Consider the following 22,085-nt stretch of genomic DNA (forward strand, 5'->3'; position numbering starts at 1 on the left):
GCGTTCCCGGACGGCATGGACGGGACGGCATGGGCCGGACGCGGGCCGGCGCGGACCGGGTGCGGCCGGCCCGGCCGGAGAAGGGACGTGCGCGGTGGCGGTGGAGATCACGTGGTGGGGGCATGCCACGGTGACCGTGCGCGACTCCGGGGTGCGGGTGCTCACCGACCCGCTGTTCGCCCGGCGGCTGGCCCACCTGCGGCGGCGCCGCGGCGCGCTGCCGCCGCCGTCCGCCGCGCGCGCGGACGTCGTCCTGGTCTCCCATCTGCACGCCGACCATCTGCACCTGGGGTCGCTGGCGCGGCTGGCCGACGCCACGACCGTGCTGCTCCCGCGGGGCACGCAGGCCGCGGTCCCCGCGCTGCGGCGGGTTGCCCGCCGGCTGCGGCTGGTCGAACTCGCGGCCGGGGAGGAGCGGTCGTTCGGCGAGGTGACGGTCCGGGCGGTGCCCGCCGCCCACGACGGCCGGCGGCTGCCCTACGGCCGGCAGCGCGTCGAGGCCCTGGGCTACGTGGTGGCGGGCGAGGCGCGCACCTACTTCGCCGGGGACACCGGCCTGTTCGACGCGATGGCCGACGAGGTCGGGCCGTGCGACATCGCGCTGCTGCCGGTCGGCGGCTGGGGACCGTTCCTCGGGCACGGCCACCTCGACGCCGGGCGCGCCGCGCAGGCGCTGGCCCGGCTGGCACCGCGCGCGGCGGTGCCGGTGCACTACGGCACGTACTGGCCGATCGGGATGGACGCGGTGCGCCCGCACGAGTTCCACACGCCGGGCGAGGAGTTCGTCCGGTTCGCGGCGCGGCTGGCGCCTGAGGTGGCGGTGCACCGGCTGGAGCACGGGCAGAGCGTGCTGGTCGAGGGTGCGGGACGGGAGAGCGCCGGGTGATCGGCTTCCTCGCGTCGGCCGCCGCGAACCCGCCGCCGTCGGAGGGCGCCCAGCAGGCGATCGGCTATCCGACGCTCTTCCTGCTGGTGGTCCTCGGCTCGCTGGTGCCGGTGGTGCCGACCGGCGCGCTGGTGTCCAGCGCGGCGGTGGTGGCGTTCCACCAGACCGAACCGGTGGCGCTGGCCGTGGTGTTCGGTGTGGCGGCCCTGGCGGCGTTCCTCGGTGACGTGGCGCTCTACTGGCTGGGGCTGCGCGGGGTGCGCTCGCGCGGCGGCTCCCGCGTGCTGCGCCGGCTGCAGGAGCGGGTGGACGCCGGCACGCTGGACCGTTCGCAGCGGCAGCTGGAGGAGCACGGCGCGGCGGTGCTGGTGCTGTCCCGGCTGGTCCCGGCGGGACGGCTGCCGGTGATGGTGGCCTGCCTGCTCGCCGAGATGCCGCTGCGCCGCTTCGTGCGGGGCGACATCGTGGCGTGCCTGGCTTGGGCGGCGTCCTACCAGCTGATCGGGATCCTCGGCGGGTCGCTGTTCCCCGAGCCGTGGCAGGGCGTGGCGCTGGCCGTGGGGCTGACGTTCGCGATCGCGGCGGGGCCGGGGGTGGTGCGGCGGCTGCGGCGTCCGCCCCAGGAGGTGTCGGGGCCGGGCCACTCCTGACGGCGCCCACGAGGGGGCGCGGCCGGATGCGCCCACGGTCCGAGGTCCAAGGCCCGGGGCCCGAACGGCCAAGGCTCAGGACGGCCAAGGCTCAGGACGGTCCGGGCTCAGGACGGTCCGGGGAGCACCCGGGAGCCTCCGACGGGCAGGTCCCACAGCGCCGAGCGCGGCAGCCCCGCCGCGTCCCAGGCGGACCGCAGCCGGGTCAGCGGTTCGAGCGGCGGCTCGCCCGACAGCAGGAACGTCGCCCAGTGCATGGGCGCCATCGCGGCGGCGCCCAGGTCCTGGAACGCCCTGACCGCCTCCTCGGGATCGGTGTGCACCGGCCCCAGCATCCAGCGCGGCGCGTAGGCGCCGATCGGCAGCAGCGCCAGGTCGATGCCCGGGTGGGCGCGGGCGATGTCCTTGAAGAAGCGGCCGTACCCGGTGTCGCCGGCGAAGTAGATGCGGTGGCCGGCGTCGTCCGACAGCACCCAGCCGCCCCACAGCGAGCGGCAGGTGTCGGTGAGGGTGCGCCGGCTCCAGTGGTGCGCGGGCACGAAGTCGAAGCGCACGCCGTCGAGTTCGGCGGCCTCCCACCAGTCCAGCTCGGTCACCCGGCTGAAGCCGCGGCGGCGGAACCACGCGGCGAGCCCGGCCGGCACGAAGCACGGCGTCTCCCGCGGCAGCCGCTTGACGGTGGGCGCGTCCAGATGGTCGTAGTGGTTGTGGCTGACGACGACGGCGTCGATCGTCGGCAGCAGCGACCAGGGGACGCCGACCGGGGTGATGCGGGCCGGAGTGCCGGGGATGCGCCGGGACCACACCGGGTCGGTCAGCACGGTCAGCCCGCCGATCCGCAGCACCCAGCTGGCGTGCCCGGCCCAGGTCACGGCCGCCCCGCCCGGTGCGGCGTGCGGCAGCGGGCCCGGCTCGACGGGCAGTTTCGCGACGTCCTTCATCGAGGAGGCGGGCGGCCGGACCGCGCACTCGCGGGCCAGGCGCACCAGGTCGCGCAGCCCCGGCATCGGCAGCGGGTCGGTGAGCCGGTCGGCGAAGGACCGCGGCCAGGTGCGGTGCTCGCCCTGCGGGCGGGGCGCGCCCACAGTGCGTTCGCTCTGGTCGGTCATCACGGCTCCCTTGCCACGCTCGCCCGGCGTCGTCCGGCCGAACACCCGGCACGATCCGGAGCGCCGGATTCCGGTGCCCTGCTGCTCCGAACCTAAGTCAGGCCCCGCGGCCCCGCGATCCCGAGCCGGCCGGTCCGGTCGCCGCCCCCGGGCCGCGCAGTTCGGCGAAGGCCGAGGTCAGCGCGGCGAGTCCGGCGGCGACATGCGGGACGGCCACCGGGTCGGCGGCGGTCAGCGCGGTACGCCGTTCGGTCTCGGTCGCGCCCAGCAGCACGCCGGTGTCGATCCTGACCCGGGGTTCGGTCGGGTCGTCGCCGAACCGGTGGCCGCCGAGCACGGGGCGGCCGAGCGCCGCGGTCAGCCGCTCCTCGGCCTGCCTGGCGTACAGGCCCGGGACGCCCAGGTCCGGATACAGCTGGAAGCCGGCCTTGGGCGGGCGGCACAGCGCGCCGCCGTCGGTGACGGCGCGGTACGCGGCCGCGCCGACGCGGGCGTGCAGCCGGTTCGCGGCGGCCGTGTGGTCGGTGACCTCGGCGGGTTCGGTCAGCACGTAGGAGGTCGCCGCGGCGACCGGCCCCGGCAGCACCGCGCGCATCGCGGCCAGTGCCGCGGCCGCGCGCTCGCGCCAGGCCGCGCCGTGCGCGGTCGCGGGGAAGCGGGCCAGGGCGGCGGGCACGGTGATCGGCACGAGCGTCGCGCCGAGGTCGGTGAGCACCACGGTGTGGTCCGGCAGCATCTCGGCGGGGCTGAGCAGCACGGTGTCGTGGTGGTGCAGGGTGTCGGAGTACGTCTCGTCCGAGACGATCATCAGCCCGGCCTCGGCGGCGGCCTCGCACGTCTCGTGCAGCAGCTCGGGCGGGCTGACGGTGCCGCTGGGGTCGTCCGCGGCGGACAGCACGAGCAGCCGCGGGGAACCGCCCTCGGCCCGCGCCCGCCGCACCGCCTCCAGCAGCGCGAACGGGTCGGGCACGCCGCCGCCCTCGGCGGGCGCGGGCACGGTGTGCACGGGGCGGCGCAGCAGCCGCACGAGCGGGGCCTGCCAGGCCGCCGCGGGCCTGGCCAGCACGGGATCGCCGTCGGTCGCGGCGAGCAGCGCGAGCAGCAGCGGCTCGGCGCCGGGCGCGGCCAGCGCGTGCGGCCTGTCCACGGGCAGCCCGCGCCGCGCCCAGTACGCGCCCGCCGCGCCGAGCAGCCGCTCCCCGCCACCGGGCGGTTCCGCGGCGGCGGACGGATCCAGATGTGCCTCCCAGTACGGGGGCACGGGCAGCCCGGGCTCTGGCCGCACGTCGAACGGCAGGGTGAGACGCATGGTGGTGCACCTCCGCGGGGCCGATGCCTCTGCGCCCACCTTCCCCCTTTTCCCCCACCCCCGCCTTCCGAGCCCCCTGGCCGCCGCCGGCACCCCCACCGGGACGCACCCCCACCCGACCTGTCAGCCGCCGGCGGCGGGGCACCTCCGGCACGGACCGGCAGCCGCCGACGATGGCGAACCCCCGCAGGGGCCCGCGCCCGGCACCGGAACCCGCACGGGTGGTGCGGGTGGGAACCCCTGCGCGCCGCAGGCGCGCGCACCCCGCACGGCCGGGCAGCCGACAACGACGGCGAACCCCTGCCGGGGGACGCGAACCCCGCACGCACCGCCAGCCGCCGGCGGCGAAGCACCCCCGCAGGGGCCACCCGCACCCACCGACGAAACCCGCACGGGTGGTGCGGGTGGGAACACCAGCGCGCCGCAGGCGCGCGCACCCCGCACGGCCGGGCAGCCGACAACGACGGCGAACCCCCGCCGGGGCACGCGAACCCCGCACGCACCGCCAGCCGCCAACGGCGCAACCCCGCGCGGGGGGACGGGACCCGTGTCCCGGAACGGACCGCCGGCCACCCGACAGCGCACCCCACGCGGAAGCGGGAAGCCCTACCCCCGAATGAGCCCGACAAGCTCGCGCATGTCGTCGAAGACGACCGTGTCCTCCCCGGCCAGCCACTCCCGCCGCGTCAACCCCCCGCAGTACCCGAACGCCCGCATCCCCGCGGCCCGCGCCGCCTCGACCCCGTACCGGCTGTCCTCCACCACCACGCACCGCCGCGGCTCCACGCCGAGCGTCCGCGCCGCGTGCAGGAAGAGGTCGGGCGCCGGCTTGCCCCGCGCCACCTCGGTCGCGCTGAAGATCCGGCCGGCGAACCGCTCGTACAGCCCGGTCAGCCCGAGCGTGTGCCGCAGCCCGCTGTGCGAGGTGCTGGAGGCCACGCACGACGGCAGGGTGAGCGCGTCCAGGGCGTCCACGATCCCGTCCACGGGCGTGAGTTCGCGGTCGAACGCCTCGCGGTACAGGCGCCGGTACGGCTCGTTCCAGTCCTCGGGCAGCGGCCGGCCCAGGTGCTCGGCGATGTCCCGCGCCATGTCGGCGTAGGACCGTCCGACGAAGCGCTCGACGACCTCCTCCTCGGCCATCGGCCAGCCGAGGTCGGCGAGCATCGTCACGTCGATCCGCACCGCGATCTTCTCGCTGTCGACGAGGACGCCGTCGCAGTCGAAGATGACGAGTTCGGGCTCGGGCCACCGGTCCTGGAGTGCGTTCACGCAGGTGAGCGTACCGCCGAGCGTGCGGCGCCCGGCCCGGGGTATCCGAGCCGCATGACGCAACCGATGCGGGCCGCACAGGCCTGGAGGCAGTGGGACCGCGCCCTGTTCGCGGAGGTCGCCGGGCGGCACTGGCCGGGCGCGGAGCCGGTGCTGCCGCGGCTGAGCCGGGCGGCGAACCACGGCCGGCTGTGGCTGGCGGCCGCGGGCACGATGGCGGCGCTCGGCGGCCGTGAGGGGCGGCGCGCCGCGGTGCGCGGCCTCGGCTCGCTGGCCCTGGCCTCGCTGGCGGTCAACACCGTGGGCAAGGGCGCGGTGGGCCGGGCCCGTCCGCTGCTGGACGCGGTCCCGGTGATCCGGCGCCTGCACCGGCAGCCGCTCACCTCGTCGTTCCCCTCGGGCCACTCCGCGTCGGCGGTCGCGTTCGCAACGGGCGCGGCGATGGAGTCACCCGCCTGGGGAACGGTGCTGGCCCCCGTCGCGGCGAGCGTGGCGTTCTCCCGCGTGTACACCGGCGTCCACTACCCCGGCGACGTGCTGGCCGGCTGTGCCTTGGGAGCGGGTGCCGCCCTGGTGGTGCGCGCGCTGCGCCCGCCGGCCCGGCCGCGCCCGCAGTCGGGCCGCGCCGTGCCGGTGCCGGCGCTCGCCGCGGGACGCGGGCTGCACGTCGTCGTCAACACCGCCTCGGGCCCGCCGCCGCTGCTGACGCCGGCCGCGGACCGGGTCCGCGCGGCCCTGCCGGAGGCCGTCGTCATCGAGCACACCGAGGACGACGACCTCGTCGACCTGCTGGAGACCGCGGCCGGTGCCGCGGCGGCCGCGGGCGGCGCCCTCGGCGTGTGCGGGGGCGACGGGACCGTGGCGCAGGCGGCCGGCGTCGCCCTGCGGCACGGCCTGCCGCTCGCGGTCTTCCCCGGCGGCAGCCGCAACCACTTCGCGCTGGACCTGGGCCTGGAGACGGTCGAGGCGACCGCGGCGGCCGTGCTCGCGGGCAGCGGAGCGCGGGTGGACGTGGCGCGGCGGACGGATCCGTCGGGCCGGTCGCCGTTCCTGAACACCTTCAGCATCGGCTCGTACCCGGATCTGGTCCGGGTGCGGGAGCGCTGGTCGCGCCGGGTCGGCAGCTGGCCGGCGAGCGTGCTGGCGGCCGTGCACGTGCTGCGCACCTGCGCACCGGTCGACGTCGAGGTGAACGGCCGGGCCCGCTCGGTGTGGCTGCTGTTCGCCGGCAACTGCCGCTACTCGAGCTGGGGGCCGGCCCCGGTACGGCGCCGCGACCTGACCGACGGCCTGCTGGACGTGCGGATCGTCGACGGCGGCCGGTTCGCCAGGACCCGGCTGGTGGCGGCGGCGCTGACCGGCGTGCTGACGTCGTCGCCGATCTACACCGAGGCGACGGTGCGGCGGCTGCGGATCCGGGTGCCGGACGCGGGCGGCGCCGGCGGTGCGGGCGCCGCCCGCGGCACCGGGGCGACGGGCAACCTGGGCGACGGGGGCGCGGGCGCGGTCACCGCCGCCATGGCCGCCGTCGCCGTCGCCGCGGCCGCCGGCCCGGGCGTGCGTCTCGCCTGCGACGGTGAGGTGGCGCCCGCGCCCGCCGAGCTGCTCCTGGACAAGGTGCCCGGCGGGCTGCGGGTCTACCGGGCCTGAACAGCGTCTTCCGGGCCCGGGAACAGCCGGAACCGGCCGGAGCGGGTGCTCCGGCCGGAGCGGCCGGTCCTCGCCGGGCGGGTCAGTTCCCGCCGACGAGTCCGGCCAGGGCCCGGACGCCCTCGCCGGAGATGCTCAGCGCGTCGTCGCTGCCGGTGTCGATCGACAGGATCAGCTCGTCGGAGGGCCAGGCCCCGCTCAGCGCGGCCAGCTGGATCAGCCGGTAGCGGCGGGTGGCGGGCAGCGCGTCGGCCATCCGCGACTCGGAGGTGAAGACCGGGACGAGCTGCCGGCCGTCGTCCTGCTCGTACACGGGCAGCTGGATCTCACGGGGCAGCTCCGCGCCGCCCGCGCCGTCCGGGTACTCGTCGACGCCCGGGACCGGCAGCAGCACCTCGCTGACCGCGAGGGTGCTGAGGGCCACGACGTTCTCGCTGCCGTGCGCGATCTCGTGCAGGGCGCGCTGGGCGGGCGGCAGGGCGCCGTCGGGGTTGGCGCCGGGGGTGGTGTCGGTCATCGCTGGGACTCCTCTCGCCGGCCGGCTGCTCCGCCGGGCATCGGGTTCGCCTGGTGTACCGGGGTGACTGAACTCCGCGCGTACCCCGCCCTCGGCCGGTCATGCCATCCACGGAGTGAAAAGGCGTTGACCAGGCAGGGTCCGGCCCGCATACGGTGCCCGCATGGTTGCCAAGAGCCCCGTGCCCGCCGTGCTGGACGGCCGCTTCGTCCGCCTCGAACCGCTCGATCCCGCCGCCCACACCGCGGATCTGTTCGCCGCCGGCGGGCGTGACGAGGAGGTGTGGCGCTGGCTGCCCACCGAAACGCCGCACACCGAGGAGGAGCTGCGGGCGATCGCCGGCCGGGTGGTCGCGTCCGCGCGGGACTCGGGCGGTCTGGCCTTCGCGGTGGTGGAGAAGGCCGGCGGCCGGGCGGTCGGCTGGACCACGTACCACGACGTGAGCACCGTCGACGAGCGCCTGGAGATCGGCTGGACCTGGTACGGCCGCGCCCACTGGGGCACCGCCGTCAACGCGGAGTCGAAGCTGCTGCTGATGACCCACGCCTTCGAGGAGCTGGGCATGGGCCGGATCTGCTGGAAGACCGACCATCTCAACACCCGCTCCCAGCAGGCCATCGGCCGGCTGGGAGCGGTCCGCGAGGGTGTGTGGCGCCGCCACCGCCTCCGCTCGGACGGCACCACGTGGCGCGACAGCGTCTTCTTCTCGATGCTGGCCGGCGAGTGGCCGGCGGCGAAGGCCGCACTGGAAGCCCGCGTCACGTCCGCCACCCGCCGCGCCACCCCGCCCGCCTGACCCACGCCCCCGGCCCGGAGGCCCGCCCTCGTCCCGGCTGCCGCTGTTCCGCCCGGAGGCGGGTCCGCGGCGGGACGGGGGCGGGTCGGAGGCGGACGGGGGCGGTCTGCGGCGGGACGGCGGCGGGACGTCGCGACAAGGGCGGGCGGCGCCGCTCACTCGTACTCGGTGCCGCCCTTGCGGGTCAGGTAGGCGTCGCTGACGACCTTGGCGATGGCGCGGCCGCCGAGGACCGGGCTGTAGGCGTCGGCGGCGGTGCGTACGACCACACCCTCGCGGATGTGCTCGCCGCGGCCGGTGACGGTCTCCCGTCCCTTCGCCAGCCCCAGGACGGTCTCCAGGTCGAAGGGCCCTTCGAACAGCCTTGGGACGAGGGGGAGTTCACCGACGGGCAGGCCCGCGGGGTCGAGCCAGCGCAGGCGGCCCCCGATGTCGGCGCACACGTCGAACGCGGCGAACCCGGGCAGTTCGCGGCCGGCGTCGACGCCGTACGCGAGGTCCTGCACGCCGCTGCCGTACACCTCGCCGTAGATGCCGATCCGGTCGGCGCCGAGCTTCCCGGCCAGCAGGGCCGCGATCTCCGGCAGCCCGTGGCCGCGCACCGCACGCCAGTAGAGGTTCCCCGGTGCTTCCTTCAGGGCCAGCCGCTGGCCGCCGAGGCCCTTGGACGTGACGTGCACGGTGCCCGACCCGGCGTAGTACGTCAGGCAGCACGCGGTGCCGTGCAGCTTCTCCGTGACGGTGACGGGGTCGCCGGCGGCGAAGACGTCCGGGTAGCGCTTGAGGTTCTCGATGTCGATCCACGGCAGCAGGTCCGGCGCGGCCTCGACGTCGCCGCTCATCGAGATCGGCACCGGCGGCACCCACTTGACGATGCCGAGCCGCTCGGCGAAGTCCTCGTCGCCGGCGGCCGCCCGCTCCAGGTCGACGCCGGAGAGCGCGCCCGGCCGGCAGACGATGCCCTGGGACAGCTCGCCGCGCAGCCGCACGGCCCTGACCCGGTTGGCCGCGGACCCGGCCAGCCGCCCGGTGAGGCCGAGTTCGGTGATGAGCGGCTCCGGCAGTACCGCCTGCTCGGGTATGTAGACGGCGAACTCACCCGTACGGTAAGCCCCTTTGGCGACGACCGCGCGGTACAGGCCCACCTGCGCCAGTTCCAGTGCGTCGGCGTTCGGGTGGTCCAGGATCGTGAGCCGCTCGGCGGTCACGCGCAGTGTGGACATGGCTGTGCCCTCCCCCATGGTTCCTCGTGGCTGCGCGGCCGCCATCTCCGCTCGGCCGACGCGCAGTTCACTGTGTCGGCCGGCCCGCGCCGCGGGCCAGTGGTTTTCCCGGCGGCGGGCGGCGCGGACGGTGTGACAGGCTGCGGTCATGCGATACCTCATCATCGGCGCCGGGGCGGTCGGCGGGACGATCGGCGGGCGGCTGTTCGAGGCGGGCCACGAGGTCGTCCTCGTGGCCCGCGGGTCGCACGCCGAGGCGCTGCGAGAGCGCGGTCTGCGGCTGGAACTCCCCGGCCGGGAGCTGGAGTTGGAGGTCCCGGTGGCCACCTCGCCGCAGGAGCTGACGCCGCGCCCCGACGACGTGCTGGTGCTGGCGGTGAAGACGCAGGACGCCGCCGCCGCGCTGGACACCTGGGCGGCGTACGGGGAGGACCTGCCGGTGGTGTGCGCGCAGAACGGTGTGGAGAACGAGCGGCTGGCGCTGCGCCGCTTCCGCGACGTCCACGGCATGTGCGTGTGGCTGCCGGCGGAGCATCTGGAGCCGGGCGTGGTGCGGGCGCCGTGCGCGCCGCTGACGGGCATGCTGCACGTGGGCCGGTTCCCCTCGGGCACGGACGAGGTGACCCGGCGGATCGCCGCCGACCTGGAGAAGTCGGGGTTCGCGGCGCCCGTCACCGACGAGGTGATGGCCTGGAAGTACGCCAAGCTGCTGGCCAATCTCGGCAACGCCGTCCAGGCGGTCTGCGGCCCCGCCGAGGACACCGCACCCGCCGCGCAACTCGCCGCCGCGGCGCGGGCGGAGGGCGAGGCGGTGCTGGACGCGGCGGGCATCCGCCACATCGACCAGCTGGAGCAGACCCGGGTGCGCGGGGACCGGATGCGGCCCCAGCCCCTCAAGGGAGCGGAACGCGGCGGCGGTTCGTCCTGGCAGAGCCTGGCGCGCGGCGCCGGGTCGATCGAGTCGGACTACCTCAACGGCGAGATCGTGCTGCTCGGCCGCACCACCGGCGTCCCCACCCCCGTCAACGAGGCCCTCCAGCGCACCGCCAACCGCTTCGCCCGCGCCCACCGCGAACCGGGCACCCTGACACCCCCCGAACTCGCCCACTTGACCGCGCTCCTCCCCGGCTGACGCCCCGCCCTCGTCCCGGCAGCCGGGCGGGCCAGGCGGTGGCCCGGGGCGTGGGGTGGCCGGGGCGCGCCTCAGGGGGTGAGGTGCACCCCGGGGGCGGCGGGGCGGACGGTGCCGGGCGGGTCAGCCGGCGGTGCCGGTCTCGTGGTGCTCCGGGCGCATCCGGAAATCGTAGGCGGCGGGGAGGGGGTGGGTGGTGCGGGCCCGGGCGCGGATCGCGTCGTCGACCGGGCCGTCCCCGGCCAGCAGCCGTTCGGCGATCGCGTACCAGGTGTCGCTGAGCGCCTCGTCGCCCTCGCGGAGGTTCTCCACGGTGAAGCCCTCGTCGAAGATCGCGCGGGCGCCGGCCGCGTCGCCGCCGGCCAGGGCGGCCTGGGCGCGCAGCAGTTGGATCCGCCCGCCGTCCAGGGGGGCGGTGCCGCCCGCGGCGGGCTCGTCGAGGAGGCGTTCGGCGTCGGCGGGGCGGCCGGCGTCGATCAGCGCGGGAACGGCCTCCAGCAGCAGGGCCCGCTGGACCGCGCGGGCCTCGTCCTGGGCCGGGCCCGGCTGCGCGGCGGCGGCCGGCTGCTGCTCGCGCAGGCACGCGTACGCCGCCAGATAGCGTTCCGCGGACTGCTGCGGCTGGCCCGCGGCGGCCTCGGCGACGGCCAGGGCGCGCAGCGCCCACGGCGACGGCCGGGCCCCGGCGGAGCGTTCCCAGCTGCGCACGGCCTGGGCTCGGTCGCCGGCCGCCCACTGGGAGATGCCGAGGTAGTAGTCCAGGAACCACTCGTTGCCGGGGTAGGTGCTCGCGGACTCCAGCAGGTCGCGCCACTGCGGGGCGACCAGCGCGGGGCCGGGCGGGGTGTCGGCGGCGGGCCGCGGGAAGACGCCGGCCAGCAGCAGTTCCAGCCACGGCTTCTGCGCGTCGCCGAGGGTTGCCGCGGGGAAGGGCGTCCCCGGCAGGTCGGCTCGGCTGCGCTCGGTCTCCAGCGCGCCCCAGCCGGATCCGGTGGCGAGCACGTCCTTCGGCTCGGTGTCGGCGTGCTCCAGCCAGGCCGCGTAGGCCGCGTCGACGGTGGCGCGCGGCAGCGCCGCCTCCAGGCGCTCCGCGGCCTCGGCGCGGGCGGCCGTCCAGTCGTCGCCGTGGACCCGCGCGGGGTCGGCGGCGAGCGGCCCGTACGCCTCCAGCCAGGAGAAGGCGGAGTCGGCGGGCATCGGGATGTGCTCCAGCTGGGTGCGGGCCAGGCCCGCCTGGATCTCCAGGTAGCCGCCGCTGCCGGGCTCGGTCAGCCACTCCTGCCAGCGCTGCCCGCCGCGGCCACTGCCCCACAGGAACAGCTTGCGGCCGCGCAGCACGTCGGTGGAGGTCTGCACCAGGCCGTGGCCGCCGGCGTCGAGCGCGGTGATCCAGCGCCGGTCGTCGCCCTCGATGTCGAAGAAGTAGTCGGCGGCGTGCAGCGAGCGCGTGGTGTAGGTGATGTCGGTGCTGCCCTCGCCGTGCGGCGCCGGCACGGGGACCCGGGACAGCGCCCGGGTGTAGTCGAAGTGGTAGGCGGCGTCGGCGGGGGCGAGCACCCGGGTGTGCTCGGTCTCGGGGACGGCCATGTTCGACCACCAGTAGGCGGGCACCGTGCGGTCGTGCGGGTTGCGGACCCGGATGCCGACGTACAGGAACTCCGACTCGGCCGGCAGCCACATGTCGATCTGGAACGGCAGGTCGCGCAGCCGCTCCCACTCCCACAGCCGGAGCATCTCGCCGCCGTCGGGGGCCGGGACGCGGGCGGCGTGCAGCGGCGCGCAGGTGTGGGCGCAGTGGCCGGTCGCGCCGAGGTTCCACTCGACGCCGCCGGAGAACCAGGCGTCGGCCAGCGCGAAGTTCGCCGGCTGGAACACCGGGTTGCGGTAGAGCAGTTCCCGCCCGGTGGGCTTGTGGACCAGGGAGTACAGGCGGCCGCCGAGACCGGGCAGGACGGTGGCGCGGACCAGGTCGTTCTCGATGGCGATCGCGTCGAGCGCGGCCGGGGCGCGGTCGCGCCCGTAGCCGTCCCGCAGCCGGACCGGCAGCATGGAGCGCAGCGGCGCGTACCCGATCTGCCGTGCCATGTCGGCCGGCAGCCGGTCCCGGTCGCCGGCGTCGACCTGGTGCACCTCGTCGAGAGGGCTCAGGGCGGGCAGCGGGTTCTCCGCGCCGAGGGGGACGGCGGGAAGCGTCACCGCGATGCGCCGCACGGTCGTTGCTGTCGTAGCCAAGGCCACCTCTTCTTGCCCGCGGCCGCTTCGGGTCGGTCGGCCGTCCGATGACCATGGAACATGGTCCGGCGCGTACTGACCAGGGCCCCCAGGGGTCAGGGTTGGGCAAAGGCCGGGAATCGGTCGTCTTTTGGGGGCGGCCGGCCGCCCCGGCGCCGCGGGTGGCGCGGTTTGCGGCGGCAGGCCGGCCCGGGCCGGCGGCCGTTGACAGCGGTCGCTGCTACAACGGACGCCATGACGACTTCGCGCTTCCCCGAGCCGTCCTTCGGGGACCGGCTGGAGCTGATCGAGGAACGGTCCGCGGCGCTGCGGGCGGCAGCCGGGAAGGCCGATCCGTCGGTGCGCGTCCCCGGTTGCCCCGACTGGTCCGTTCCGGATCTGGTCGCGCATGTGGCCCAGGTGCAGCGGTTCTGGGCGGCGACGGTCGCGGCCGGTCCGGCGCTCCGGCCACCCGCCGACGCCGAGGTGCCCGGCCGGGAGCCGTCCGGCGACCTGATGGAGTGGTCGGCGCAGTCCACCCGCGTGCTGCTGGACGCGCTCGACGCGGCCGGCCCCGACGCCGGTTGCTGGACCTGGTGGGCCGAGTCGGGCAACCCGGCGACGTCGGGGGCCGTGGCCCGCCACCAGGTGCAGGAGGCCGCCGTGCACGCGCGCGACGCCCAGGACGCGGCGGGCACGCCCGAACCCGTACCGGCCGTGGTGGCCGTGGACGCGGTCGACGAGTTCCTGCACGTCGGGTTCGGCTCCATGGACGGCTGGCCGCACGCGCCCGCCCGGGTGCGGCTGGTCAGCGACGAGGGCCCGGCCTGGATGCTGATCCTCGACGAGACCGGGGCGTCCGTGGTGCGCGGCGGGGCGGGCGGCGCCCCTCAGGTCGGCGCCACGCTGTCCGGCTCGGCGAGCGACCTGCTCCTCGGCCTGTACCGCCGCGCCCCGTGGGACGGCGATCCGCTTCGGCTGACCGGCGACGCCGAGCTCGTGCGGCAGTTGGCGGTCTGGCCCCCGCTCGGCTGAGGACGTACCGTCCTGACGAAGGGGTGATGCCCATGTCAGGTCGGGTACTGCTCACGACAGGCGCGGTGTGCGGAGCGCTGGCGTTGCTCGGCGCCTGCTCCTTCGGCACCGCATCGGACGATTCCGCTCCGCCGCCCGACGCGTCCGTGTCCCAGCCACCACCCGTGGGCAGCATCGAGCACCCCCGCCCGGTGGAGTGCCTCGACGGCAGGACGGCCGGCATCGGCAGCCCGCTGGCCACCGGCACCGCCCCGGACGGCGGGAAGCCGGCCGCCGGATCCACGCCCATCTCGGGCCGACCGCCCTCCTCGGGCTCCTCGCCGTCCTCGGGCACGCGCAACGCCCCGGGAACTCCCGCGCACCGCCCGGCGGACGACGTCAGGATCGGCCCGCTGCTGTGGCAGGGGCTGCGCACGCTGGAGACCGGCGACCAGCACGCCCATGGGGCGCAGAACTCCGGCGGCTGGCACTACCGCCTCAGCGCCCGCCTCGAAGCCGGCACCGTCGTCACCGTCACCATAGGGGCCGAGCAACGCGCCCGCGCCGGCCTGGAGTACGGCGGCGGCTACGGCAACACCCCGGCGCCCGCGGTCACCTTCCACAGCTGCACGGCTGCGGCCACCTCCTTCTCGGGCGGGTTCTTCGTCGCCGGGGACGGGCGGGCCTGCGTCCCCGTGGACGTGAAGGTCGGCGACGCACCGGTGCAGCACGTCGTGATCTCCTTCTTCCAGGGGCGCTGCCCTGCGTAGTGTGGAGCCATGACCGAGCACACGCCCGACCCCGGCTCCAGCGGCGGGCCGACCGAGGAGCCGGCGCACGACCCGGAGGTCCTGCAGCTCGCCGCCCAGGCGTTCGAACTGGCCCGGCACGGGGACACCGACCGGCTCGCGGCCTACGTCGACGCCGGGGTCCCGGCGAACCTGACCAACGACCGCGGTGACACCCTGCTGATGCTCGCCGCCTACCACGGCCACGCGGACACGGTGCTGGCGCTGCTGCACCGCGGCGCGGAGCCCGATCGGGCGAACGATCAGGGCCAGACGCCGCTGGCCGGTGCGGTGTTCAAGGAGGCCCGTGACGTGATCGACGCCCTGGTCGAGGCGGGCGCCGACCCGTCCGCCGGCAACCCGTCCGCGCTCGAGACCGCCCAGATGTTCGGCCGGGATGAGCTGCTCAAGCTCTTCGGCTCCCCGTGACGGCGTTCTCCCCGCCCACCGGCCCGTCGCCGGACGCTTCCCGCGAGCCGGTTCCGGTCCCCGCCGCGGTCGCCGCGGTCCTGGGCGCCGACGAGCCGGCCGGGCGCCGCTTCACCAAGCTGACGCACAGCCAGCTCACCCAGGCCACCGGCGGCGTCTGGCGGGTCTCGGGGCCGGCGGGCAGCGTAGTCCTCAAGGTGTGCGGGGCCGGTGCGCCCGCCGGCCCGGGTGGAGCGCCGGGTACGGCCGGCCGGTCCAAGGACGGCGCCGATCCCCGCGGCTGGGACCACGGGCGGCGCGAGCCCCTCGCCTACCGTGAGGGTCTGACCGCCACGGCCTTCGCGTCGGCCGGCATCGTCGGGCCGGAGCTGCTGGCGAGCGAAGAACGTGCCGACGGCTCCTTCGCCCTGTGGCTGGAGGACGTGAGCGGGGTCCCCGGGCCGTCCTGGACGGTGGACCGCCTGGATGCCTTCGCGCAGTCGCTCGGTGCCGCCCAGGCACAGTGGGTCGACCGGGTGCCGGACCAGCCATGGCTCTCCCGGGGCTGGCTGCGCCAGTACGTGGCGAGCAAGGACCTTCCCGCGCACATCTCCTGGGACCACCCGACCGCCGTCGCGGTGTGGCCCGCGCCGCTGCGCGCCGGTCTGCGCCGGATGTGGGACCGGCGTGAACTCCTCCTCTCCGCGGCCGAATCGGGGCCGCGCACGCTGTGCCATCTCGATGTGTGGCCGCTCAACCTGCTGGCGACCGGGGAGCCGGTCGGCATCCGCGCGGGCGCGGAGGGCGGCACGAAGGCCGGGGCGGCCCCGGGCCCGGCGGGTGGGGGCCCGCACACCGTCCTGCTGGACTGGGCCTTCGTCGGTGAGGGCGGCGTCGGCGAGGACATCGCCAACCTCATCCCCGACTGCGTGACCGATGGTCTGATGCCCGCCTCCCTGCTCCCCGAGATCGCGGAAGCGGTCCTCGCCGGGTACCTGGAGGGCCTGCGCCAGGGCGGTCACCGCAGCGACGAGGGCGCCCTGCGTCGTGCGGTGGCCGCGGCCGGCGCGGCGAAGTACTGCTGGCTGACCCCGGTCATGCTCACCCGCCTCGCCGCGGGGCAACCCGCCGGCTCCCCCACCTACGACGTGGGCGGTGACGACGAGAGCGTGCTGCGCCGCTTCCAGGGCCTGTTGGAGCACCTGGTGCGCTGGTCGGAGCAGACCCTCAGCTGAGGGCCTCGGCGCGCTCGGTGAGCCGCTCCGCCCCGTCCTTGGTCAACGAGCCGTACAGCCGCAGCCGGGAGATGCCGCCGTCGGGGAAGATGTCGATCCGCACATGGGTCGAGGGGATCGGGTTGACCAGGAAGCGGTGGATGGTGTCCGGCTGCAGCGGCACCCGGGGTATGAGGGTGATCCACTCCCCGTCGGCGCCGTCGCGTATGGACAGCGACGCCCATCCGGCCGCGTTCCCCTTCAGATAGGCCGTGTCGATCTCGACGGCGCGGATCACGCCCTGCTCCACCAACCGGTAGCGGATCCAGTCGTTGCCGTCGTCACGCCGCCTGCGGGTCTCCCAGCCGTCGTCCATCTTCTGGGAGCGGCCAGGCATGATGGTGTGCTCCGGCGGCGAGTAGAACCGGTCCGAGGCGTCCTCGACGGCGCCCCCGTGTTCCAGCGCGACCAGGTCGAAGGTGTCGAGTTCGGTGAGCCAGCCCGGGTCGGGCACCACTTCGCCGTGCACCCGCAGCCGGGCCACGCCGCCGTCGGGGTGCTGGCGCAGCCGCAGATGGGTGAAGCGCCGGTCGACATGGATCGCGAAGGCGTTCTCGGCGTGGCCCCCGACCGGGGTGCGCGGGACCAGTTCGGTCCACTCCACCTCGGGATCGAGCAGGTGCTCCGGCGCCGCCGAGACCGAATGCGCGGTCGCCTCGATCGACACGGCCTGCGGGTAGTTGCCGCGGAAGTGGGCGGTGTCGACCACGATGCCGCGGATCACGCCCGGCGCCCCGAGCCGTATCAGCGCCCAGTCGTGGGCGGCCGCGTCGGGATGCGGCGCGTCGGCGGAGGCGCCGCGCCTGCGCCGGGTCTCCCAGCCGTCCATGATCTTGCCCTTGTGCCCGAAGTGCTCGGGGTCGAAGACCGCCGGACCGGGCAGGAGCATGTTCTCGCGCTCGGCGAAGAACTCGTCGTTGGCCGCGATGATCCCCGCTCCCAGCCGGCGGTCGGCCAGGTCCGCCAGCCCGGAGAAGGGCAGCAGCGTCTTGCGGTAGTCCGCGTACGGATTGCCTCCCGCATAGGGCAGCGCATCGCCGGTGAAGTCGGTCAGGGCCGTGAAGGTCGCGGTGCCGCTCCCGTTCGCGGTGACCGCACCCTCGGACGTGACGTCCCCCGCCTTGCCGGCGCTCACCACATTCCCGGAGTTCTCAGCGTCCCCGGAGCCGGTGGCGTTCTCAGCGTTCTCAGCGTCATCTCGTCTCATGGCTCCACTTTCGACGACGCCCACCCTTCACGTCCATCGAAACTTACTGAACCGACTCTTCAGTTGAACTTGACGGTCGGATCCAGCTCGGCCGCCTGCCGCAGTGCCGCCATCGTCCGGCGCAGCAGCGGCGCGTCCTCGGCGCCGCCGCGCACCGCGCCGACGATCCGCCGCCGCGGGCGGTCGGCGTCCAGCGGCCGCACCGCCACCGACCTGCGCAGACCGCCGGTGAACGCCATCCGCGGCACCAGCGCGATCCCCATCCCGGCCGCGACCAGCGAGAAGATCGCCGGCCAGTCGGCGGCGGCGTGTGCCTGCTCGGGCACGAACCCGGCGTCCGCGCAGGCCGCCAGGGTGATCTCGCGCCACGGCCCGCGGCTGCCGAAGATCCACGGCTCCTCGGCGAGCAAGGCCAGCCGCAGTCCCGGCGCGGCGGCCAGCGGGTGCCCTAGGGGCAGGGCGATGTCCAGCGGGTCGTTGAGCAGCGGAAACACCACGAACCGCGGATCGCGGGCGGTGGGCGCGTCGACCGCCAGGGACACGGCGAGGTCCACCTGGCCGGCGGCCAGATCCTCGTAGACCTCGGCGGCCTCGGCCTCCCGCACCGACAGCGTGATGCCCGGCGCGGCGGTGCGCAGCACTTCGGCCGCGGGCACGACGAGACGGCTGATGGCGGTGGCGATGGTGCCGATGCGGACCAGCCCGGCGTCGCCCCGGGCGTAGCCGTCGAGTTCGGCGCCGGCCCGTTCGAGCTGCGCGAAGACCACCTCGGCGTGGCGGAGCAGCACCTGGGCGGCGCCGGTGAGCCGCACGCCGCGCCCGCGCGCCTCGACGACCGGGGCCCCTATCTGCTTGGACAGCACGGCCAGTTGCTGCGAGACGGCGGAGGGCGTCATGCGCAGGGCGGCCGCCGCGGCGGTCACCGTCCCGGTGTCGTGCAGCGCGCGGAGGATCTGCAGCTTCCTCAGGTCCCACTCTTTCATGCAGCCAGACTAAACATTCATGGGCGGAACGTGAACCATGAAGGGCGGCCCCTGGACGTGCCTCGTCGAGGGCCGGCGATGGCGGCGGCCTGGTGGACCGGCCGAGGACGCGGCCGGTGTCGGAGGGCGCCGGAGGACCGCCGCCCGACCGGGGTCAGGAGGCGGCGACCGCGTCCCGGTGCTGCTGCGGGCTGACGCCGCGGACCCGTTTGAACGCGGCGCTGAGGGCGAACGGGCTGCCGTAGCCGACCTTGCGGGCGACCGCGGCGATCGTCGCGTCGGGTTCGCGCAGCAGGTCGGCGGCGAGTGCGAGGCGCCAGTTCGTCAGGTAGGCCATGGGCGGTTCGCCGACGATGTCGGTGAACCTGCGGCCCAGGGCCGCCCGGGACACCCCGATCCTGGTCGCGAGGGCCGCGACCGTCCAGGGGTGTGCGGGCTCGTCGTGCAGCAGCCGCAGCGCGGGGCCGACCACCGGGTCGCTCTGCGCGGCGAACCAGGACTGCGCCCCCGCCTCGGGCCGCGAGAACCACTCGCGCAGCACCGCGATCAGCAGCAGGTCGAGCAGCCGGTCGAGCACCACGTCCTGGCCAGGGGCCTCCCGGACGATCTCGTCGGCCAGCAGTCCGGGCAGCGGGCTGTCCCAGGAGTCGCGGGGCAGGACGAGGACGTGCGGCAGCGCGGTCAGCAGCCGGCGGCTGACCTCGCCGTCCATCTGGTACGTCCCGCTGATCATCACCGCCGCGCCCTCGGGGTCGTCCGCAGCGCCCGGCGACCCGGCCGGGTCGCCGCCCTCGCCCGGGTCGGCCCCGCCGCCGGTCCGCTCGGGCGCGTCGCCCCAGGTTCGCACCCCGAGGTCCATCTCCTCGCAGAGTTCCTCGCCCTGCGGGGTGGTGGACACCTGGCCCGGCCGGATCACGATCCGCGGCGGGGTGCCGGGGGCGTCGGCGACCGTGTACGGTGCGGGGCCGCGGACGACGGCGATGTCGCCGGGCCGCAGCGGGACCGGCGGTTCGCCGCCGGGCACGATCCAGCCGTCGTTGCGGAGCATGTACAGCAGCGTGACGGGGGCGCCGTCCTCGATCCGCAGCGACCAGGGCGGGGTCAGGACCGACCGCAGGAGGAAGGCGCCGCGGGCGCGCGGGCCGTCGAGGAGGGTCGCGAGGGCGTCCATGGCGCCCAGCCTAGGTCTGGACGGACGCGCATGGCCACGAGCTTTTCGCGCATGGCCGCGGGCCCACCTGCGCGGCTGTACTGAGGACATGACACCGAATGCGCCGCTCGCCCCGCACACGCCCGGATCGCGCACCCCGCAGACGCCGCCTCACGCCCCCGCTGCGACCGGCGCCCACTCGCCCGTGCGGGCGCACGTACCGGCCACGGCGCCGGTGCCCCCCGCGGCCATGGCCCCGGCCTGGAACCCGCCCCCGTCCCAGCACCGGCCCCAGCCCTGGGGCGCCGCCGCCCGGCCGACGCACACCCCGCACCACGTTCCACGGAAGGGAGTTGCCGTGAACGGCGACATCCGCAGCCTCGTCCTGCTCGCCGCCACGCTCACCACCGGCCTGATGGCCGGGCTGTACTTCGCCTTCTCCGTCGCGGTGATGCCGGGGCTGGCCAAGGCGAGCGACCGCACCTTCGTCGAGACCATGCAGCGCATCAACTCGGCGATCCTGAACGGCTGGTTCAGCATCGCGTTCGGCGGTGCGCTGGTCCTCGGCGCGGTCTCCGTCGTGCTGCACTGGCGGGGCGAGGCACGGCCCGCACTGCCCTGGGTCATCGCCGGCGTCGTCCTCTACACGGCGTCGCTGTTCATCACGATGGGCCTCAACGTGCCGCTCAACGACCAGTTGGCGAACGCCGGGGACCCGGCCCGGATCCGCGATCTGGCGGCGGTGCGGGAGAAGTTCGAGACGACGTGGGTGCACTGGACGGTCGCCCGCACCTTGACGAGCACCGCCGCGCTGGGCTGCCTGGCCTGGGCCATGCGCGCGGCCGCACGCGCCTCGGGACGGGGCTGATCCCGGTGACGCACCGCCGCGGCCCCGCCCGGGGCCCCAAGGCCCCGCGCGGTCACGCCACCGATGCGGCGATGCGCCGGGCCACCTCGTCCGGCGCGACGCCCTCGGTCGGCACGACCTCGCCCTCCTCGCGCAGCCACGGCAGGGCCGCCTCGTAGTCGGCGAGGTGGTCGAGCCGCCACTTGCGGGCGCCCGTCTCGACGTCGTCCTGCTCGATGCGGCGGGCGAGTTGCTCGGACTCGGCGTGGAGTACGAAGTGCCGTACGGGGATGCCTGCTCGGGCGAAGCCGCCCGCCAACTCCTGCCAGTACGGCCGGACCAGGACGGTCTGCGGGACGACGAGCGTGCCGCCGACGTAGCCGAGGACCTGCGCGGCGGTCTCGACGACCAGGGCGCGCCACGGCGGATGGTCCTGGAAGTCGCGGACGGTGACGTCGGCGAGGACCGGCCGGAGCATGTAGCCGACGTGCTCGGAGTCGAAGATCCGGGCGCCGGGGAGCATCTCGGCCAGGTGGCGGGACGTGGTGGTCTTGCCCGCGCCGAAGGTTCCGTTGAGCCACACGATCATGGCCGCGAGCCTACCGGGGCGCCGCGGGCGCCAGGGGCGGGCGCGCCCGGGGCCCCCGGCGGGCCCGGTTCACCGGTCGGCCGCGCGGGCGCCGAGCACGGGCAGCAGCCGGAGCTTGTCGTGGCTCTCGGTGCCCGGGGTCGCGGTGTAGACGAGCAGGACCTGCGACCGGTCGCCGTCGTAGAGGGTCTGGCACTGCAGGTCGAGGATTCCGAGGTCGGGGTGCTGGATGCGTTTGGCGTCGCCCTCCCGGTGCAGGCCCACCTCGTGGGCGTTCCACAACTCGGCGAACTCCTCGCTGCGTTCGAGCAGCGCGTCGACGACGAGGCCGGCGCGGGAGCCGGCGCCCGTCCGTGAGTACGCGGCGCGCAGGTCCGAGGTGAAGTACCGGCCCTGCAGGGCGCGGTCGGCCTCGGGGTAGATGCGGCGGGTCCGCGGAAGCGTGAACCACCGGTAGGCGAAGCTCCGTTCGAGGCCCGTGAAGCCCGTCTCGTTGCCGACCAGCGCGACGGCGAGCGGGGTCTGCACCAGGGTCTCGCCGAGGGAGTTCATGACCTGGGCCGGAGTGTCCTGCAGGCGGTCCAGGATCCGCATCATCCCGGGCGAGACGTGGTCGGCGCGCATGTCGCGGCTGGGGGTGTTGTGCCCGGCCATCCGGAAGATGTGGTCGCGTTCCTCGAGGGACAGGTGCAGGCCGCGGGCGAGGGCGGCGAGCATGGGCTCCGACGGCATCGGGCCGCGCTGCTGCTCGATGCGCGTGTAGTAGTCGGTGGACATGCCGCACAGCGCGGCGACCTCCTCCCGGCGCAGGCCCTGGGTACGCCGCCGCGGGCCGCGCGCCAGTCCGACGTCCTCGGGCTGGAGGACCTCCCTGCGGGTGCGGAGGAAGTGCGCCAGTTGTGCTCGGTCCATGGCAGAGATTCTCCTTCGCAAGGGCGGGCGCGGGCGAACCGGGGCGGCTTCCCTGCCGAGGCGGGATACAGCGGGGCGGGGGGCGTGGGTATGCGGGGGCGGACGGACGGGCCCGGACCCGGGCCGGCCGCGCCGGGGCCGTCGCCCGGGCGTCGGAG

The 22,085-nt window shown here is 75.7% G+C and carries 21 protein-coding genes; 10 read left to right on the forward strand and 11 right to left on the reverse strand.

The genetic code is table 11. The annotated features are described in order from the left end of the window. Nucleotides 1-94: 94 nt before the first annotated feature. Together ACH4TG_RS18115 and ACH4TG_RS18120 are read left to right on the forward strand one after the other, a co-directional pair. A complete protein-coding gene (locus tag ACH4TG_RS18115; RefSeq protein WP_398243302.1) occupies nucleotides 95-886 on the forward strand; it encodes an MBL fold metallo-hydrolase in 792 nt (263 codons plus the stop codon). Then, nucleotides 883-1,536, forward strand: a complete 654-nt coding sequence (locus ACH4TG_RS18120; protein ID WP_398243303.1) for a DedA family protein — start codon at nucleotides 883-885, stop codon at nucleotides 1,534-1,536. The genes ACH4TG_RS18115 and ACH4TG_RS18120 overlap by 4 nt, the downstream gene beginning before the upstream one ends. A 107-nt stretch (nucleotides 1,537-1,643) precedes the next feature. On the opposite strand, the gene ACH4TG_RS18125 is transcribed toward ACH4TG_RS18120, so the two are convergent. The 3 genes from ACH4TG_RS18125 to ACH4TG_RS18135 all read right to left on the reverse strand — a co-directional run bounded on the left by ACH4TG_RS18125 (nucleotide 1,644) and on the right by ACH4TG_RS18135 (nucleotide 5,226). Beyond that, complete coding sequence (locus tag ACH4TG_RS18125; RefSeq protein WP_398243304.1) at nucleotides 1,644-2,645, reverse strand: MBL fold metallo-hydrolase; 1,002 nt, start codon at nucleotides 2,643-2,645, stop codon at nucleotides 1,644-1,646. Between the two features lie 97 nt (nucleotides 2,646-2,742). Continuing rightward, the gene (locus ACH4TG_RS18130) at nucleotides 2,743-3,954 is read right to left on the reverse strand and encodes an aminotransferase class I/II-fold pyridoxal phosphate-dependent enzyme (protein WP_398243305.1); all 1,212 of its coding nucleotides are present in this window, start codon (nucleotides 3,952-3,954) and stop codon (nucleotides 2,743-2,745) included. Nucleotides 3,955-4,560: 606 nt separating this feature from the next. After that, nucleotides 4,561-5,226 (reverse strand): HAD family hydrolase, encoded by a 666-nt coding sequence (locus ACH4TG_RS18135; protein WP_398243306.1) that lies wholly within the window; start codon nucleotides 5,224-5,226, stop codon nucleotides 4,561-4,563. 54 nt (nucleotides 5,227-5,280) lie between these two features. Here ACH4TG_RS18135 and ACH4TG_RS18140 point away from each other — a divergent pair, with 54 nt between their 5' ends. Further along, entirely contained in the window at nucleotides 5,281-6,876 is a 1,596-nt protein-coding gene (locus ACH4TG_RS18140; protein WP_398243307.1) for a phosphatase PAP2 family protein, read from the forward strand. Between the two features lie 82 nt (nucleotides 6,877-6,958). On the opposite strand, the gene ACH4TG_RS18145 is transcribed toward ACH4TG_RS18140, so the two are convergent. Beyond that, nucleotides 6,959-7,393, reverse strand: coding sequence for an SseB family protein (locus ACH4TG_RS18145; RefSeq protein WP_398243308.1), 435 nt, complete (start codon nucleotides 7,391-7,393; stop codon nucleotides 6,959-6,961). 163 nt (nucleotides 7,394-7,556) lie between these two features. On the opposite strand from ACH4TG_RS18145, the gene ACH4TG_RS18150 reads away from it, so the two are divergent. Continuing rightward, complete coding sequence (locus tag ACH4TG_RS18150; protein ID WP_398243309.1) at nucleotides 7,557-8,189, forward strand: GNAT family N-acetyltransferase; 633 nt, start codon at nucleotides 7,557-7,559, stop codon at nucleotides 8,187-8,189. Nucleotides 8,190-8,344: 155 nt separating this feature from the next. On the opposite strand, the gene ACH4TG_RS18155 is transcribed toward ACH4TG_RS18150, so the two are convergent. Next, nucleotides 8,345-9,412, reverse strand: a complete 1,068-nt coding sequence (locus tag ACH4TG_RS18155; RefSeq protein ID WP_398243310.1) for an RNA ligase (ATP) — start codon at nucleotides 9,410-9,412, stop codon at nucleotides 8,345-8,347. Nucleotides 9,413-9,560: 148 nt separating this feature from the next. Between ACH4TG_RS18155 and ACH4TG_RS18160 the strand changes: the two genes are divergently transcribed. Continuing rightward, entirely contained in the window at nucleotides 9,561-10,544 is a 984-nt protein-coding gene (locus ACH4TG_RS18160; protein WP_398243311.1) for a ketopantoate reductase family protein, read from the forward strand. 123 nt (nucleotides 10,545-10,667) lie between these two features. Here the strand turns inward: ACH4TG_RS18160 and ACH4TG_RS18165 are convergent, their stop codons facing one another. Continuing rightward, nucleotides 10,668-12,776 carry a DUF5107 domain-containing protein gene (locus ACH4TG_RS18165; RefSeq protein WP_398243312.1) on the reverse strand — a complete coding sequence of 703 codons (2,109 nt, stop codon included), beginning with the start codon at nucleotides 12,774-12,776 and terminating at the stop codon, nucleotides 10,668-10,670. A 234-nt stretch (nucleotides 12,777-13,010) separates the two neighbouring features. Between ACH4TG_RS18165 and ACH4TG_RS18170 the strand changes: the two genes are divergently transcribed. The 4 genes from ACH4TG_RS18170 to ACH4TG_RS18185 are packed head-to-tail and all read left to right on the forward strand — an operon-like array spanning nucleotide 13,011 to nucleotide 16,200. After that, nucleotides 13,011-13,790, forward strand: coding sequence for a maleylpyruvate isomerase N-terminal domain-containing protein (locus ACH4TG_RS18170; protein WP_398243313.1), 780 nt, complete (start codon nucleotides 13,011-13,013; stop codon nucleotides 13,788-13,790). Nucleotides 13,791-13,822: 32 nt separating this feature from the next. Continuing rightward, on the forward strand, nucleotides 13,823-14,539 hold the full coding sequence (locus tag ACH4TG_RS18175; protein WP_398243314.1) for a hypothetical protein: 717 nt from the start codon (nucleotides 13,823-13,825) through the stop codon (nucleotides 14,537-14,539). A 9-nt stretch (nucleotides 14,540-14,548) separates the two neighbouring features. Next, the gene (locus ACH4TG_RS18180) at nucleotides 14,549-14,986 is read left to right on the forward strand and encodes an ankyrin repeat domain-containing protein (protein WP_398243315.1); all 438 of its coding nucleotides are present in this window, start codon (nucleotides 14,549-14,551) and stop codon (nucleotides 14,984-14,986) included. Beyond that, nucleotides 14,983-16,200, forward strand: a complete 1,218-nt coding sequence (locus ACH4TG_RS18185; protein ID WP_398243316.1) for a hypothetical protein — start codon at nucleotides 14,983-14,985, stop codon at nucleotides 16,198-16,200. Before ACH4TG_RS18180 ends, ACH4TG_RS18185 begins: the two co-directional genes overlap by 4 nt. Here ACH4TG_RS18185 and alc read toward each other — a convergent pair. The 3 genes from alc to ACH4TG_RS18200 all read right to left on the reverse strand — a co-directional run bounded on the left by alc (nucleotide 16,193) and on the right by ACH4TG_RS18200 (nucleotide 19,600). Beyond that, nucleotides 16,193-17,446 (reverse strand): allantoicase, encoded by a 1,254-nt coding sequence (gene alc, locus ACH4TG_RS18190; protein WP_398243317.1) that lies wholly within the window; start codon nucleotides 17,444-17,446, stop codon nucleotides 16,193-16,195. The two genes, ACH4TG_RS18185 and alc, sit on opposite strands and share 8 nt — an antisense overlap. 59 nt (nucleotides 17,447-17,505) lie before the next feature. Then, nucleotides 17,506-18,429 carry a LysR substrate-binding domain-containing protein gene (locus tag ACH4TG_RS18195; protein ID WP_398243318.1) on the reverse strand — a complete coding sequence of 308 codons (924 nt, stop codon included), beginning with the start codon at nucleotides 18,427-18,429 and terminating at the stop codon, nucleotides 17,506-17,508. A 154-nt stretch (nucleotides 18,430-18,583) separates the two neighbouring features. Beyond that, nucleotides 18,584-19,600: an AraC family transcriptional regulator gene (locus ACH4TG_RS18200; protein ID WP_398243319.1), complete on the reverse strand. Its 1,017-nt coding sequence runs from the start codon at nucleotides 19,598-19,600 to the stop codon at nucleotides 18,584-18,586. Between the two features lie 337 nt (nucleotides 19,601-19,937). On the opposite strand from ACH4TG_RS18200, the gene ACH4TG_RS18205 reads away from it, so the two are divergent. Next, entirely contained in the window at nucleotides 19,938-20,447 is a 510-nt protein-coding gene (locus tag ACH4TG_RS18205; RefSeq protein ID WP_398243320.1) for a DUF1772 domain-containing protein, read from the forward strand. A 52-nt stretch (nucleotides 20,448-20,499) separates the two neighbouring features. Here ACH4TG_RS18205 and ACH4TG_RS18210 read toward each other — a convergent pair whose 3' ends face one another. Continuing rightward, nucleotides 20,500-21,015, reverse strand: a complete 516-nt coding sequence (locus ACH4TG_RS18210; protein ID WP_398243321.1) for an AAA family ATPase — start codon at nucleotides 21,013-21,015, stop codon at nucleotides 20,500-20,502. A 69-nt stretch (nucleotides 21,016-21,084) separates the two neighbouring features. Then, the gene (locus tag ACH4TG_RS18215; protein WP_398243322.1) at nucleotides 21,085-21,927 is read right to left on the reverse strand and encodes a helix-turn-helix transcriptional regulator; all 843 of its coding nucleotides are present in this window, start codon (nucleotides 21,925-21,927) and stop codon (nucleotides 21,085-21,087) included. Between the last annotated feature and the right edge of the window lie 158 nt (nucleotides 21,928-22,085).

This window comes from Streptomyces sp. NPDC020917, from assembly GCF_044333795.1.
In the GTDB taxonomy this organism is placed as follows: Bacteria; Actinomycetota; Actinomycetes; order Streptomycetales; family Streptomycetaceae; genus Actinacidiphila.